This window comes from Lichenicola cladoniae, from assembly GCF_013201075.1.
Lineage (GTDB): Bacteria > Pseudomonadota > Alphaproteobacteria > Acetobacterales > Acetobacteraceae > Lichenicola > Lichenicola cladoniae.
On sequence record NZ_CP053708.1, the window covers coordinates 383,746 to 398,576 of the forward strand.

15 protein-coding genes are annotated in these 14,831 nt (G+C 64.6%); 4 read left to right on the forward strand and 11 right to left on the reverse strand.

Translation table 11 applies throughout. From position 1 onward, the window contains the following. Nucleotides 1-102: 102 nt before the first annotated feature. The 9 genes from HN018_RS01620 to HN018_RS01660 all read right to left on the reverse strand — a co-directional run bounded on the left by HN018_RS01620 (nucleotide 103) and on the right by HN018_RS01660 (nucleotide 9,197). Complete coding sequence (locus HN018_RS01620) at nucleotides 103-477, reverse strand: hypothetical protein (RefSeq protein ID WP_171836150.1); 375 nt, start codon at nucleotides 475-477, stop codon at nucleotides 103-105. Nucleotides 478-573: 96 nt separating this feature from the next. Beyond that, complete coding sequence (locus HN018_RS01625; protein ID WP_171836149.1) at nucleotides 574-1,827, reverse strand: cation:proton antiporter; 1,254 nt, start codon at nucleotides 1,825-1,827, stop codon at nucleotides 574-576. Between the two features lie 154 nt (nucleotides 1,828-1,981). Beyond that, a complete protein-coding gene (locus HN018_RS01630; protein WP_204259636.1) occupies nucleotides 1,982-2,953 on the reverse strand; it encodes a D-ribose ABC transporter substrate-binding protein in 972 nt (323 codons plus the stop codon). A 41-nt stretch (nucleotides 2,954-2,994) separates the two neighbouring features. Further along, on the reverse strand, nucleotides 2,995-4,086 hold the full coding sequence (locus HN018_RS01635) for an ABC transporter permease (protein ID WP_171836148.1): 1,092 nt from the start codon (nucleotides 4,084-4,086) through the stop codon (nucleotides 2,995-2,997). A gap of 27 nt (nucleotides 4,087-4,113) precedes the next feature. Beyond that, entirely contained in the window at nucleotides 4,114-5,649 is a 1,536-nt protein-coding gene (locus HN018_RS01640) for a sugar ABC transporter ATP-binding protein (RefSeq protein WP_171836147.1), read from the reverse strand. A 2-nt stretch (nucleotides 5,650-5,651) separates the two neighbouring features. Next, entirely contained in the window at nucleotides 5,652-6,341 is a 690-nt protein-coding gene (locus HN018_RS01645; protein ID WP_204259637.1) for a DUF2291 domain-containing protein, read from the reverse strand. A gap of 21 nt (nucleotides 6,342-6,362) precedes the next feature. Further along, nucleotides 6,363-7,484 carry an MDR/zinc-dependent alcohol dehydrogenase-like family protein gene (locus HN018_RS01650; protein WP_171836145.1) on the reverse strand — a complete coding sequence of 374 codons (1,122 nt, stop codon included), beginning with the start codon at nucleotides 7,482-7,484 and terminating at the stop codon, nucleotides 6,363-6,365. A gap of 64 nt (nucleotides 7,485-7,548) precedes the next feature. Then, a complete protein-coding gene (gene dhaL / locus HN018_RS01655) occupies nucleotides 7,549-8,193 on the reverse strand; it encodes a dihydroxyacetone kinase subunit DhaL (protein ID WP_171836144.1) in 645 nt (214 codons plus the stop codon). A 2-nt stretch (nucleotides 8,194-8,195) separates the two neighbouring features. Then, entirely contained in the window at nucleotides 8,196-9,197 is a 1,002-nt protein-coding gene (locus tag HN018_RS01660; RefSeq protein WP_171836143.1) for a dihydroxyacetone kinase subunit DhaK, read from the reverse strand. Between the two features lie 358 nt (nucleotides 9,198-9,555). Between HN018_RS01660 and HN018_RS01665 the strand changes: the two genes are divergently transcribed. After that, on the forward strand, nucleotides 9,556-10,566 hold the full coding sequence (locus tag HN018_RS01665) for a sugar-binding transcriptional regulator (RefSeq protein WP_239478934.1): 1,011 nt from the start codon (nucleotides 9,556-9,558) through the stop codon (nucleotides 10,564-10,566). A 39-nt stretch (nucleotides 10,567-10,605) separates the two neighbouring features. Here HN018_RS01665 and ahcY read toward each other — a convergent pair whose 3' ends face one another. Continuing rightward, on the reverse strand, nucleotides 10,606-11,898 hold the full coding sequence (gene ahcY / locus HN018_RS01670; RefSeq protein ID WP_171836142.1) for an adenosylhomocysteinase: 1,293 nt from the start codon (nucleotides 11,896-11,898) through the stop codon (nucleotides 10,606-10,608). Nucleotides 11,899-12,075: 177 nt separating this feature from the next. On the opposite strand from ahcY, the gene HN018_RS01675 reads away from it, so the two are divergent. Next, nucleotides 12,076-12,429 carry a hypothetical protein gene (locus HN018_RS01675; RefSeq protein ID WP_171836141.1) on the forward strand — a complete coding sequence of 118 codons (354 nt, stop codon included), beginning with the start codon at nucleotides 12,076-12,078 and terminating at the stop codon, nucleotides 12,427-12,429. 39 nt (nucleotides 12,430-12,468) lie between these two features. On the opposite strand, the gene HN018_RS01680 is transcribed toward HN018_RS01675, so the two are convergent. Then, nucleotides 12,469-12,894: an OsmC family protein gene (locus HN018_RS01680; protein ID WP_171836140.1), complete on the reverse strand. Its 426-nt coding sequence runs from the start codon at nucleotides 12,892-12,894 to the stop codon at nucleotides 12,469-12,471. 123 nt (nucleotides 12,895-13,017) lie between these two features. Here HN018_RS01680 and HN018_RS01685 point away from each other — a divergent pair, with 123 nt between their 5' ends. Continuing rightward, nucleotides 13,018-14,385 carry a purine-cytosine permease family protein gene (locus tag HN018_RS01685; protein ID WP_239478936.1) on the forward strand — a complete coding sequence of 456 codons (1,368 nt, stop codon included), beginning with the start codon at nucleotides 13,018-13,020 and terminating at the stop codon, nucleotides 14,383-14,385. Continuing rightward, entirely contained in the window at nucleotides 14,382-14,663 is a 282-nt protein-coding gene (locus HN018_RS01690; RefSeq protein WP_171836139.1) for a DUF3297 family protein, read from the forward strand. Before HN018_RS01685 ends, HN018_RS01690 begins: the two co-directional genes overlap by 4 nt. Nucleotides 14,664-14,831: the final 168 nt, after the last annotated feature.

The window sequence follows — 14,831 nt, forward strand, 5'->3', positions numbered from 1 at the left end:
ATGGAGCACTATTAGAGTTTCAAACTATTGCTCGCGGATAATAGATTCCGCGCGCCTGTCACATGTTTGCCCTCGCCCGGGTGTCCGGGCGAGGGCAGATTATCAATAGCCGTAGTAGCCGTAAGCCGGTGCTGCATAGACCACCGTGCCCGGAGCATATCCATAGGCAGGATACACCGGCTGCGGATACGCGTAACGCGGATAGCCGCCATAACCGTATCCGCCGTAGGGTGCCGCGACAGCCGCGCCAAGCGCCGCACCGGCCAGCAGGCCAACGCCAAGGCCCAGTCCACCACGCCCGTAGCCGCCACGATATCCATAGCCGCCGCCACGATAGCCGTAGCCACCATGATAGCCGCCGTAACCACCGTGATAACCACCATAGCCGCCGCCCCAGCGAGCCTCGGCCGGATGGGTCGTGGCTATCGCGCCGACCAGTCCGAGTGCCGCGGTCGCAATTATCAGGGGTCTACGCATCGTCGCCTCCTTGGCAATTCGCTGACGCCTAGAAGATAGGGAGGATCGGGTCGAAACAAAGGCGCCGCTGTGACCGGTTCATGTCGGTGTCGGATATCAGCCCTGCGGATTCGGATGGATCCTTCGCGCCACCCGCTCGATGGTCAGTCCCTGGACGATGATGCTGAACACCACGACGCCATAACACACCGCCAGAAGCGATGGCCGCAGGGCGGTCGCCGGCAGTTCCAGCGCCAGCGCCACCGAGATGCCGCCACGCAGGCCGCCCCAGGTCAGCAGGACCAGGGTGCCGCCACGATCCGTCCGGCGCAGATGCAGCGGAATGGCAGCCAGGAACACGCTGAGCGCCCGCACCAGGATCGATAGCGGGATCGCTACCAGCACCGCGGCCAGGTGCGACAGATGAAATGCGAGTGCCAGCACCTCGAAGCCGATCAGCAGGAACAGCAGCGCGTTCAATACCTCGTCGACAAGCGACCAGAACGCCATCAACTCGCCATGTCCGTGGTCCGATATCGCCGACCGGGTACGGCGGCTGCCCATGGTCAGGCCGGCGACGACGACCGCGATCGGGCCCGACATGTGCAGCGCGCTGGCGAGGCTGTAGGTCCCGGTGGCCAATGCCAGCGAGACGATCAACTCCAGATGCGGATCGCGGGCCGCTCGCATGAACAGCATGGACACGAAGCCCAACACCAGGCCCAGCAGGCTGCCGCCGACCGCCTCGAGGCCGAACCGGGTCAGGACTTCGCTCGCCGTCACCATCGGACCGCCGCCGACGGCGATGCCAAGCGCCAGCCCGAATACAACGACGCCGACCCCGTCATTGAACAAGCTCTCGCCGACGAACAGGGCTTGCAGCGGCGCGGGCAGGCCCACGCGGCGCAGCATGCCGACGACCGATACCGGATCGGTGGGAGCCAGGATCGCCCCCAGCACGATGCACCAGATCAACGGCACCGGCATGTCCACGAGTGGGAAGACCAGCCACATGCCGACGCCGAACAACGCGACCGCCAGGAGTGTCCCGACCACCGCCAGGGCGGTCACCGGGAGCCACTGCGACCGCAGATGGCCCAGATCGACCTGCAACGCGCCGGCGAACAACAGGAACGACAAAGCGCCGCCGAGCAGCGCCTGCGGCAGGTCGATCGTACTCAGGAGATTCCGCGACAGCGCGTGCAAGTCGTAGCTGCTGATCAGCGGATCGATCGCCAGCACCACCAGCGAGATCACGAGCGATATCACCAGCACGCCGATTGTCATCGGCAGCCTCAGGGTGCGGTCGTTGATGACCCCGAATATCGCCGCAAGCGTCAGGAGCAGCGCGAACAGGCCAAGCGGCGTCATGGGCGCCGGTATCCGGCAGGGAGTAAGGCTATGGCCGGCGAAGAGGATCTGGAAAGAAGGACCTGCATGACCCGGGTCTATCACGATCCGGCCGCAACCGCGGGAACGGCTGACAGGAAAGGTCGGGCGGCTCCCGGAGAGCCGCCCGGAGATCCTACTTCTTCAGCGTGAAGGCCGAGACGTAGTCGCCCACATTGGCCTTGGTGATGAGAACGCAGTTGAACAGCTGCTTCTCCTTGGCGACGCCGGTCTTGCCGGTTTTCAGGAAGGAATCCGCCTCGTCCACGGCTTTCGCGGAGAACACGGCCACCGGCTGCAGCACGGTGTATTGCAGTTCGCCGGCCTTGATCGCCGCGACCGCGTCGGGCGATCCGTCGAAGCCGCCGACCTTGATGCTGGACAGCTTTCCGGCCTCTTTCAACGCCGAGATCGCGCCAAGCGCCATCTCGTCGTTGCCGGCGATCACGCCGTTGATGTCGGGGTGGGCCTGGAGCAGGTTCTGCATCTTGTCGTGGCCCTGCGTCCGGTCCCAGTTGGCGACCTGCGAGCCGACCTTGACCAGTCCGGTATACTGGCTGAGCACCGTCTCGTAGCCGTTCGAGCGGGTCGCGGCATTGTTGTCCGAGGGTGAGCCGAGCAGCTCGACGTAGTTCGCCTTCTGGCCGACATCCTTCACCCAGCGCTGCGCTCCGAGGGCCGCACCCTGCGCGTTGTTGGACACGAGCTGCGCCTTGGCGAGGCCGGCCTGGTTGATCTCGGCATTGACCAGGAACACCGGGATGTTCGCGGCGATCGCCTTCTTCACCGCGCCGATCGAGCCGCTGGCATTGGCCGGATCCAGAATGATCGCCACGGACCGGTTGGTGATCGCGGTGTCGATCAGGTTGCTCTCGGTGTTGGTATCGCCCTTCGACGCGCCGACGGTGGCGGTATATCCGAGCTTCTGTGCCTCGGCGGCGGCCACCTTGCCCTCGGTAAGCCAGTACGGGTTCGAGGGGTCGTTCACTATGATCGACATCAGCCCGCCCTTCGAGGGTGCGGCCAGTGCCGGTGCCATGGATGCCGCGATCGCCGGGGCCGCCAACGTCAGGGCGGTCATGGTCAGGAATGTTTTTCTTTTGGACATGGTATTTCCTTTTTTTGGTAGGCGAAACTGTTCGACCGACGTCAGCCCGGCTGCAGTGCCGGTGTTGGGGAGCCGGGTGTGCCGGCCTGGCGCTTGGGCCGGCGGCGGTACTGCACCGCGTTGAGCAACACGGCCAAAACGATCACGGCACCGGTGAAGACCGTCTGCCAGTAGGACGAGATCCCGATGATGACGAGCCCATCTGACAGGAAGCCGATAACGAAGGCGCCGAGCAACGTCCCGCGGATGTTGCCGCGACCGCCGGTCAGTGCGGCACCGCCGATGACCACCGCGGCGATTGCGGTCAATTCATAGGACAAGCCCGCCGTCGGCCCGGCCGAGGTGAGCTGCGACGACAGGATCAGGCCGGCCAGGGCGGCACACACGCCGGACAGCACATAGACCGTGACCTGCACCTGCTTGACCGGGACGCCGGAAAGCTCTGCCGCGCGCTCGTTGCCGCCGGATGCATACAGCCAGCGCCCGAACGCGGTTCGGCTCAGAACGAGATTTCCGAAGAAGGCGACCACGATCAGGACCAGCACGCCGATCGGCATGCCGAACAGATGGTTGAACCCGAGCCAGTTGAAACCGGTATTCCCGAGTTTCGGACTGCCACCAAGGCTGTTGTACGTCAGGCCGTTGGTGATCAGCAGTGCCGCACCGCGCGCCACGTACATCACGCCGAGGGTGGCCACGAAGGCAGGCACCTTGAAGCGTGCGATCAGCACGCCGTTGACCAGCCCGACCAGCCCGCCCAGCAGGCAGGTCAGGATCACCACCACCCAGACCGGCGGAAACAAGGTGATGCCGAGGCTGGTGACCGTCACGCCCTGCATCAGGAAGCCGGCAATCACCCCGGACAATCCGAGCGTCGATCCCACCGACAGGTCGATCCCGCCGTTGAGGATGACCAGCAGCATGCCGATCGCCAGGATGCCGAAAATGGCGACGTGGGAGGACATCGTCAGGAAATTGCCGAGAGAGAAATAATACGGTGACAAGGCCGAGAACACGGCGATGATCAGGATCAGTGCAAAGAAGGCGCGGCCCTCCAGCAGCAGTCTGCCAAGTTCGATGTCGCGGAGCCGGTCCAGGCCGGTCCGTCCGGAAGATGGGTTTGTATCGCTCATGATCAGAAGACTCTGCTAATCGTGTTGTCAGCCAACGACGGCTTCACCGGAGGCCGCCATGATGTCCTCCTTCAGGACGTCCGGACCGAACTCCGCCGAAATCCGGCCCCTGCGCATCACGACGATCCGGTGCGCGATGCTCAGGCACTCCTGAACCTCCGACGTCGAGTAGATCACCGCGAGCCCCTGCGCCGCCTTCTCCCCAAGCAGCCTGAAGACCTCCGCCTTGGCGCCGACATCGATGCCGCGACTGGGCTCGTCGAGCAGGATTACCCTGGGATTGGTTGCCAACATCTTACCGATGACGACCTTCTGCTGGTTGCCGCCCGACAACGAACCGATCGGTGCGCTGCCTCCCGCCGTCTTGATGTGGACGTTGCGGATCGACGCATCGACCAGCGCCTGCTCCCGTGGGCGCGAGGTCAGCACCCGCCTGATGAACGCACCGATGCTGGCAAGGGACAGGTTTTCACCCACCGACATCGTCTGGACCAGACCGTCGCGCTGGCGATCCTCAGGGACCAGGACCAGGCCCTTGGCGATCCGGCCGGCGATGCTCAGTCCGGCAAGCGGCTGGTTTTCGAGCAGAACCCGGCCGCTGGCCATCGGCACGCGGCCGGCGATCGACTCCAGCAGTTCCGTACGTCCCGCCCCCATCAGCCCATAGATGCAGACGATCTCGCCGGCCCTAACGTCGAGCGACAGATGGTCCACGACCAGATTGCCCGACTTGGTGGTATCCTCGACGCAGACATCGTCGATCGACAGGGCGATCTCGCCGAATTCGTAACCGGTCGGCGGGGACCCGCGATCGAAATGGTCGCCGACCATGTTCTGCACGATCCATTGCAGGTCGATGTTCTTCGCCTCGGCCGTCGCGGTGATCGCACCATCGCGCAGGACCACCGCATAATCGGTGATCTGCAGGGCTTCCTCGAGATGATGCGAGATATAGACGATCGACACGCCACGGCTGGTCAGGTCGCGGATCACCTTGAACAGCACCTCGACCTCGGTGGCGCTCAGCGCCGAGGTCGGCTCGTCCATGATCAGGATGCGCGCATCGACCGAGAGCGCACGCGCGATCTCGACGATCTGCTGCTGGCCGAGGCGCAGATCCTCGACCAGGGTCATCGGCTCGATGTCTTCCTCGAGCTCCGTCATCAGGGCGCGGGTCTGGCGCGCCTCTTCTGCAAAGTCGACGCCGGACGCGTGATGCAGCTCCCGTCCGAGAAAGATGTTGTCCCGCACGCTCAGGTTGGGTGCCAGGCTCAGTTCCTGATGGATGATCGAGATACCGTGGTTCCGCGCATCCACCGTCGACGAGAAGGCGATGCGATGGCCGTCGAGTTCGATCTCGCCGGACGTCGGTGTCGTAACCCCGGACAGGATCTTCATGAGCGTCGACTTGCCCGCACCGTTCTCGCCGAACAGTGTGGTGACTTTTCCACGGTGGATATTGAAGTTCACGCCCTTGAGGGCATGCGTGTTGCCATAGGTCTTGACGATGTTGAACGCCGACAACACCGGTGCTGCGATAACCGGGTCCGTAGCCGATGACATGCTCACTGGATGTCCAGCTTCACTGGAGCGACGATCCAGGCAGTCGGATCGGTCAGCTGGAACACACCCACGACCGAGATCGTCTTGCCGGTCAGGTCTGTCGTGCCGATTTTCGACAGCACCTGTTTCTTCATTTCCTTGTTCAGCGCCGAGCCGGCATTCTGGTACTCGATCTGGTTTCTGAACTGTCCGAAACTGATCAGGCCGGTGCCATCGCGCAGATCGGTGCCGATGATCGCTGGCCCCGTCTGCACGCTGATATGGATCGCGTCGGGAACGCCAGGGACAACGACATCGTAGATGCCGGAATCCTGCTTCCCGACCTTGCCGGTGAACTTGACCGGAAACTCGGCACCCGCGTCCGCGGCGATGCCGTATTTCGTCTCCGCTGCCGTCTGGTCCGCAGTGATCGCGGCCGCCAGGGTGGCGGCATCGGTGGCATGGCTTTCCACGGCGGCAACCACTTTCGGGAACTCCAATGCGCCGTACTTTTCGGGCGAGAACACGTTAGACGGGACATCGGCTTTCGAGCCGATTTTCACCACCTTCGTATCGAGCGCCATGGCTGCAAGCAGGACGAAAGCGGCACTCGAAGCCATGACGACCCGGACAAGTGGTGTAATGCGTGTAGTTGTCATTGTGCCGCCAGATCGAGAACATGAGTCGTCATGCGCGTGTTGCCGCTTCGCCAAGCCTTATTTTTCGGTGAACGCTTACTCGGGGATCAGGATGATCTTGATCGAGCCTTCGCCCTTCTTCATCAGATCGAAGCCCTTCGCGAACTCGGACAGCGGCAGCTTGTGCGTGACCACGCCCTCGGTCGGCAGGCGTCCGTCGGCGATCGCGGCGATCGCCAGCGGGTAGCAGTACGGCCCGAGATGCGCGCCGTACAGGTCGAGCTGCTTGCGGTCGCTGATGATCGACCAGTCCGCGGTGACCTCGTGTCCGAACACCGAGAACTCGACGAAGCGCCCGAGCTTGCGGATCATGTTCAGACCCTGGGTGACGCTGGATTCGTGCCCGGTCGCCTCGATATACACGTCACAGCCATAACCGTCGGTCAGGTCCTTGACCGCGGTGACCACGTCCATCTCGAGCGGGTTCATCACGATATCCGCCCCGAACTTCTTGGCGAGGTCCAGCCGGTCCTGCTTGGTATCGAGCACGATCAGCTTCGACGGGTTCTTCAGCCGCGCGGCGCCGACCATGCCGAGACCGAGCGGCCCGGCGCCTGACAGCACCACCACGTCATCGAGCTGGATCAAGCCGCGATTGACCGCATGGATCGAGCAGGCATACGGCTCGACCAGCACGGCCTTCTCCAGCGGAACGCCATCGGGGACGTGATACGTGCGGCTCTCTTTCGGGAACCGCATGTACTTGGCCATGCCGCCATTGACGTTGTTCTGGAAGCCATAGACGTCGTGCTTCTCGCACATCCAGTATTCGCCACGCGTGCAGTAGCGGCACGTCTCGCACGGCACGATCTGCTCGGAAATCAGCCGGTCACCGACCTTGAACTTGCCGGCGCGGGCGATGTTCTCGCCAACCTCGACGGCGCGGCCGAGGAACTCGTGGCCGGGGATCATCGGCGCCTTGACGTAGCGGGCCTGTCCCTTGTTGTCGCCCCAGAAGGACGGCGCGCCCTGGAACGTCTTGATGTCGCTTGCGCAGATGCCGCAGGCTTCGACCTCGATGATGATGTCGTCCGGTCCGGCACGCGGTACGTCGACCTGCTCGAGCCGGTAGTCGCCCGGCTCGTAGGCAACTACGGCCAGCATCTTCTCGGGTAGCTCGACGGAGGACGGAAGGCGGCTGGTGTTCAGCGTGTCCATGAAACGCTTCCTCTGGCTTGCGGCATGCGCCGGCTGGTGGTTCCCGGCATGTGCCGGATGGCGGTTAGGAAAGACGCTCGCTCAGCCCGTTGGCGAGTGTGCGCAGGATAAGTTCGCAGGAGGCGGCACCCGCATCGAGCACGCCACGCGACCGCTCACCGAGCCGGGCGGCACGGCCACGCTTGGCAACCAGGTCGCGGGTCGATTCGAGGCCGGTGGCAGCCGCGTCGCGAAGTGCCGCGAGGGTAGCCGATAGGTCCTTCCCGGAACCCGCCGCCTGTTCCACAGCGATCCGTGACGGCGTCAGCACGTCGATCAATGTCTTGTCGCCGACCTTGGCCTCGCCGAGATCGACGATCGCCGCTTCGCCGGCCTTCAGCATCGCAGCCAGCGTCGCCGGATCGATCTCGGTCTTGCCGTCGAGCGCATCGGCCATCTCGGTGAAGAACGACCCGTACAACGGTCCCATCGAGCCGCCGATATCGGACAGCAGCGTGTCGCCGATGGTGGCGAAGCCCTCGCGGATATCGAAATCCTTGCCGTCGAGACGCTCCACGACCAGGCGGAAGCCCTTGGCCATGTTGACGCCATGGTCGCCATCTCCGGTTGCGCCGTCGATTTCGGACAGATGGTCGCGCGCCTCGATCACCGCACGGGCGATCTCGATCGTGACCGGGGCGGCGTCGCCGAGTGAGATGGTGCCGGCCATGCTCAGCTCCCCAGCACGGTGAGGCCGATGGACCGGGCCGGCGCACGCAGCAGCCGGTCGAGCTCGCCATCGAGCCTGGTCAGGGTCAGGGAGACGCCCATCATTTCGAGCGAGGTAAAGTAGTTGCCGACGAAGCGGTGCGTGGGCGTGATGTTGCGCGCACGCAGCATCTCGTCGACATGGCCGTAGAGCAGATACAGCTCCATCAGCGGTGTGGCGCCAAGACCCGAGACCAGAACAGCGACGTTCTCGCCGCCGAACTCCATGTCGGCCAGGATTTTCTCGAGCATGATCGCGGCCATCTCGCGAGCCGGCGCCACAGGCAGCACCGCGATACCGTGCTCGCCATGATGGCCGATGCCGACTTCCATGGTGCCGGCTTCGATCGTGAAGTTCGGCTTGCCATTGGCCGGGATGGTGCAGGCGGACAAGCCGATGCCGATCGAACGGGTGCTGTCGATCGCCTTGCGCGATACGGCGATCACCTGCTCCAGGTCGGCGCCTTCTGCGGAGAGCGCGCCGCCGGCCTTCCACATCATGATCTCGCCGGCGACGCCGCGGCGGTTCTCCGGCTGATCGGGCGGTGCCGACGCGCAATCGTCATTGGCGACCACGGTCTCGACGCGGATCCCGTCCTTGGCGGCCAGCTTGACCGCCATCTTGACGTTCATGTTGTCGCCGGCATAGTTGCCGTACAGGCATGCGACGCCGCGGCCCTGGTCGGCCTCGCGGAATGCCGCATGGAAACTTTTTGCGGTCGGGGATGCGAACACCTCGCCGATCGCGACCGCGTCGCACAGGCCGGGCCCGACATAGCCGAGAAACGCCGGCTCATGACCCGATCCGCCGCCTGTCACCACGCCGACGCGCGGCGTGCCACCCATGTCGGCGCGACGCAGCACACGAGGATGTTCGGTTGCAGCCAGCAGATCGGGGTGTGCGGCTAGTACGCCGGCAAGGCTGTCTTCGGTGACCCGGTCCGGGTCGTTGATCACGCGGTTCATGGCCGCTCCTCTGCTCGAACAATCCCGGCGGCATAAGCAGATGCCGTGCGCGCTGGCGACCGGACACTGCCCTCGTCTCTGCACGAATGTCAAACCTGAGATCACTTGCGCACATGATGCGGACGTATTTTACTGTGTGTCGGCATCGAACGCCTAAACCCGCCATCCTGGCTGTGAGATTTTGTTCACTAGCTTGGATATTGTGCGGTGCAAAATAGGAACTCGTTATGACGATTGCGATCAGCCGCGGTCGGGCTGCATCGGACGTGGGGAGGGTCGTCACACGAGCCCTGCCCGTGCCCGGGGCCCAGAGCACCAAGGTGGCCCCGGCTAGTGGGGGCAGCGAGTGCTCCGTGGCGTGACGCAAGACCGGCTGGCCCCGCGTTACCAGGAGCGTGGCGACGTCAGGATCGAGACCCTGATCGAGATCGCCACTCTATACTACTACGAGGACGTCACCCAGGAGGACCTCTCGCGCCGGTTCTCACTGTCGCGTGCCAAGATCAGCCGGCTGCTGCAACGCGCTCGTACCGACGGACTGGTCGAGATCCGGGTGCATCAGTCGAGCTCGGTGGGTGCCGAGCTGGAAAAGAACTTCATCGATCGGTTCGGGATCGACCGATTGCTGGTCTCGATCGACATTCGCGATCCGGATGCGCAGCGCAATGCGGTGGCCCGGCTGGTCGCGGCCCACCTGGAAAAAACCCTATCCCCGGGCAAGACCGTCGCGGTCGGCATGGGTCGTAACGTCGCGGCGGTCGCCGATGCGCTGGTGACGCCGCCCTGTGGCGGAGTCACCTTCGTCTGCGCGATTGGTGGGTCGTTGCGCGCCGGCGAGCACATGAACCCGGATCACATCTGCCGCAGGCTGGCAGCCCGGTTCGGCGGGGAGAGTGAGACGCTCTACGCGCCGGCACTGGTGACCGACGTGGCGGTTCGGGACGAGCTTTATCGCAACGACACCGTCAAGCTGACGCTCGATCGGGCGCGCCGGGCGGATATCGCACTGATTGGCATCGGCGATCTGTCGGAGGACAGCAACATGGTGCGGATGGGCTGGTTCTCGCCGCAGGAGATCGCAGAGGCCAGGCTCGGCGGCACCATCGGCGACACGATGGGCTACGATTTCATCGACATCCACGGCCGTCCGGCGATCACCAGTATGCAGGGCAGGGTCATCGGGCTGTCACGCGAGGATCTGGATCGTATCCCGGACGTGATCGCGATCGCGTCCGAAAATACCAAGGCACCGGCGATCCTCGGCGCATTGCGAACCGGCGCGATCGACACGCTGGCTACGTCGTTCGCCAACGCCCACACCATCCTGAGCCTCGACGAAGCGACGAGGCTCAGGCCGACTTCCTCGTGAAGAACGCCGGCCAGATCGGCCGGCGCGCTTCCTCAAGGGTCAGTAGCGATACAGCTCGTGCTTGAACGGGCCGGTGGTCTCGATGCCGATATACTCTGCCTGCTTGCCGGACAGCTTGGTCAGCTCGGCGCCGACCTTGGCGAGATGCAGCATGGCCACCTTCTCGTCGAGATGCTTCGGCAAAGTATAGACCTGCGCCTCGTACTTGCCCGGAGGCGCCGTCCACAGCTCGATCTGTGCCAGCGTCTGGTTGGTGAACGACGCCGACATCACGAAGGACGGATGCCCGGTCGCGTTGCCGAGATTGACCAGGCGGCCTTCCGACAACAGGATCAGCCGCTTGCCGTCCGGGAACACGACCTCGTCGACCTGCGGCTTGACGTTGTCCCACACGTAGTTGCGCAGCGCCTCGATCTGGATCTCGCTGTCGAAGTGGCCGATGTTGCAGACGATGGCGCGATGCTTCATCTCGCGCATGTGCTCGATGGTGATGACGTCGATGTTGCCCGTGCAGGTCACGAAGATGTCGCCGCGCGATGCGGCCTTCTCCATCGTCACGACCTCGTAGCCTTCCATCGCCGCCTGCAGCGCGCAGATCGGATCGGCCTCGGTCACCAGCACGCGGCAGCCGGCATTGCGCAGCGACGCCGACGAGCCCTTGCCGACATCGCCGTAGCCGGCGACGACTGCGACCTTGCCGGCCATCATGACGTCGGTGCCACGACGGATCGCGTCGACCAGGCTCTCGCGGCAGCCATAGAGATTGTCGAACTTCGACTTGGTCACGCTGTCGTTGACGTTGATGGCGGGGACCTTGAGCGTGCCCTTCTTCGCCATTTCCCAAAGGCGATGCACGCCGGTGGTGGTCTCCTCGGAGATGCCGCGTACGCCCTCGAGCAGGTCCGGATACTTGTCGTGCATCAGCACGGTCAGGTCGCCGCCGTCATCGAGGATCATGTTCGGAACCCATCCGTCGGGTCCGCGCACGGTCTGCTCGATGCACCACCAGAACTCCTCCTCGTCGAGGCCCTTCCAGGCGAACACCGGAACGCCGGCCGCGGCCACCGCCGCCGCTGCCTGGTCCTGGGTCGAGAAGATGTTGCAGGACGACCAGCGCACCGTGGCACCGAGCGCGATCAGGGTCTCGATCAGCACGGCGGTCTGGATGGTCATGTGTAGGCATCCGGCGATCCGGGCACCCTTCAGGATCTGGCCAGGGCCGAACTCGTCACGTAGCGCCATCAGGCCGGGCATCTCGCCTTCGGCGATCGAGATTTCTTTCCGGCCCCAGCCGGCGAGGCTGATATCCTTGACCTTGTAGTCCTGGCTCATGGTCTGTCCTTACGTGCAGCGAGAATATGGAGTTGCGGAGCGATATATCCCTTGCCGCCGGAAAGCGGAAATCACGACCGGGACTTTGCCGATGGCGGAGTTTTGTTCGAATCCGCACAGTCTTACAGACGTCAGGTACCCATGCGGGTTTCCGCATCACGACAGGGAACTGCTTTCATGATGGCTATGACGCGGCACTCATCCGACCGCGCGGCGAAGGCGCTGGGCTGGTTCAGCATAGGCCTCGGCGTCAGCCAGTTTATCGGCGCCGATCGCCTGCGCTGTATGTTCGGTGGCAGGCGGACCGGCATCGGCATCGCATTACCGACCGCCTCGGATCCGACCCCCTGGGTCTGGGCGCGTGTTGCCGGCGACGGGCTGGACCTCGGCAGTCTCGCCGGCGGCTTCAGGACCGGTTCGCCCAGCAAGGGCAACCGGCTGCTGGCCCTGCTGGTCGTGGCTGCCACCGGCGCGGTCGATGTGGCGTGCGCACGTCGCATCCAGCCGCGGACACCGCTTGCCGGCATCTAGACGACCCGGCGGCAGCTCCTGCCGCCGCCGGACATGACTTCAGGACAGAAGCGTTGCGTCTAGGGTGATCTCGGCGTTCAGCAGCTTCGAGACCGGGCAGCCGGCCTTGGCCTTGGCCGAAAGCTCCTCGAACTTCGCCTGATCGATCCCGGGGATCTTCGCGGTCAGGGTCAGGTGCGACTTGGTGATCGCGAAACCGCCCTCGACCTTGTCCAGCGTGACATCGGCCCTGGTTTCCATGTGCTCCGCGGTCAGGTTCTCCTCGCCGAGGATCAGCGAGAACGCCATGGTGAAGCAGCCGGCATGTGCCGCGCCGATCAGTTCCTCCGGATTGCTGCCGGCCTTGCCCTCGAAGCGCGCCGCAAACCCATACGGATAGTCGGACAATGCGCCGCTCTTGGTCGAGAGCAGGCCCTTGCCGTCCTTGAGTCCGCCTTCCCAGGCAGCCGAACCATGGGTGATCATGATGGACACTCCTCGAGTTGCGCCGCCGCGGGTGACGGACGTCGGTCGTCAACGTTGCCGGCCATCGTTTGTTAGCACGGCCGACCCTGCCATGATCGCTCCCGGGGCAATAGGGACAGGATCATGACGGCATGCCGCTTCTCCCTGCTCCGGCTCACGATGGAAGGCACGGGCGCCAGTGCGGTGTCGGAACCGGTGCCCGCAGCCGAAAAGACCATGCGTCTGGACCGGGTGTTCTGGAGCCATTTCTCGCCCAATCTCGGACCCGGCGGATGGGTGACCGGCGTGCTGCTGGTGCATCTGGGGCTCGATTTCCGTTGGGGCCTCGCCGCCATCCTGATCGGCAACCTGGTCGGCGCGCTTCCGGTGGCGCTGGCCGCCGCGATCGGGCCGAAGACCGGCCTGCCGCAGATGGAGTCCTCGCGCCGCGCGCTGGGCCGCAAGGGGCTGCGGCTCCCCGCGTTCCTGAACTGGATCTACTGCATCGGCTGGGACGCGGTGAACAACGTGCCGGCGGCCGCGGCCCTGATCGCCCTGGTGGCCACGGTCGGGCCGGCACCGCCGTTCTGGCTGGCGCTCGGCGTGCTGGCATCGATCCAGATGGTCGCCAGCATCTATGGCCACCACGTGGTCCAGGCCCTGCAAAAGTACCTGGGCGGGCTGTTGCTGGTGGTGCTCGGCGCGGTCGGGCTGCTGGTAGTGAGTCGGGCAGGGGGCGTGCCGACCGCGCCTCACCCGCCATCCGCCGCCATCTTCATCCTGGCAACCGCGATCCTGGCCAGCTTCAACCTGTCTTGGGCCTCTTATTCCTCGGACTACACCCGCTACCTGCCGGCGGACGCCTCGCCGAAACGCGTGGTCTGGCTGGCACTGGCAGGGCTGCTCGGCTCGGCGATCCCGTTCCAGTTGCTCGGGCTGCTGACGGCCGGCGCCATCGGCGAGGCATCGCCGGTCGCGGTGATCGCCAGCTTGCAGCAAGCGGCCGGGCTGCTCGGGCCGGTGGTGCTGGCCGCCATCGCGTTGTCGTCGATCACCGGCAACTCGTTCAACGACAACACCGCGAGCTACAGCCTGATCTCCGCTGGCATTCAGGTCCCGCGCGTGCTCGCGGCGATCGTCACCGCCAGCCTGGGCTACGTGCTGGCTGTCGCCGGTGCCGGCCGCTACGCCGATCTCTACACCAGCTACCTGGTCGTCACGCTGTACTGGATCGCGCCCTGGATCGGCATCGTGCTTGCGGACTGGTACCTCGTGGGCAGTGCGGCACCCCGTGATCCGCCCGGCTGGACCATCGGCGCCACCATCTTCGTGGTCACGTCCGTGCTGACCATCATTCTGTTCTCGACCAGCGACCTCTATACCGGACCGGTCGCCCGACTGCTGGGTGGCGCCGATATCGGCTACTATGTCGGCTTCTTCGCCGCCGGGCTGTGGTATGCCGCCGCCGCCCGGACCCAGCGGCTCAAACTCGCGACCGGAATTGCCCCATGAGCTCGACCCTCCCCGACCAATCCACCCTGCCCGACAGGCTGGCGATCAACCCGAAGAGCCCGCACTTCAACGAGGCCCTGCTCGCACGCGGCATCGGCATCCGCTTCAACGGCGCCGAAAAGACCAACGTCGAGGAATACTGCGTCAGCGAAGGCTGGATCCGCGTCGCTGTCGGCAAGACAGTCGGCCGTGACGGCAGCCCGATGACCATGAAGATGCAGGGCAAGGTCGAGCCATACCTGCGCGACCAGCCCGCCGAAGAAACGACGTCGGCTTAGAAAGCGCCGTATCAGGCTATAAAGCGGACCGTGGCCGGAACGATGGTCGAAGTCGTTTCGGCAACCGTCGGTGCCGGCTGGGCCTGCAACGGAGCGCGTCGATATCGGTGCGTCCGGCGGCGCGGTTGCGGACGCTCAGGAAGCTGACGGCTCATGTCTTCCATTGCA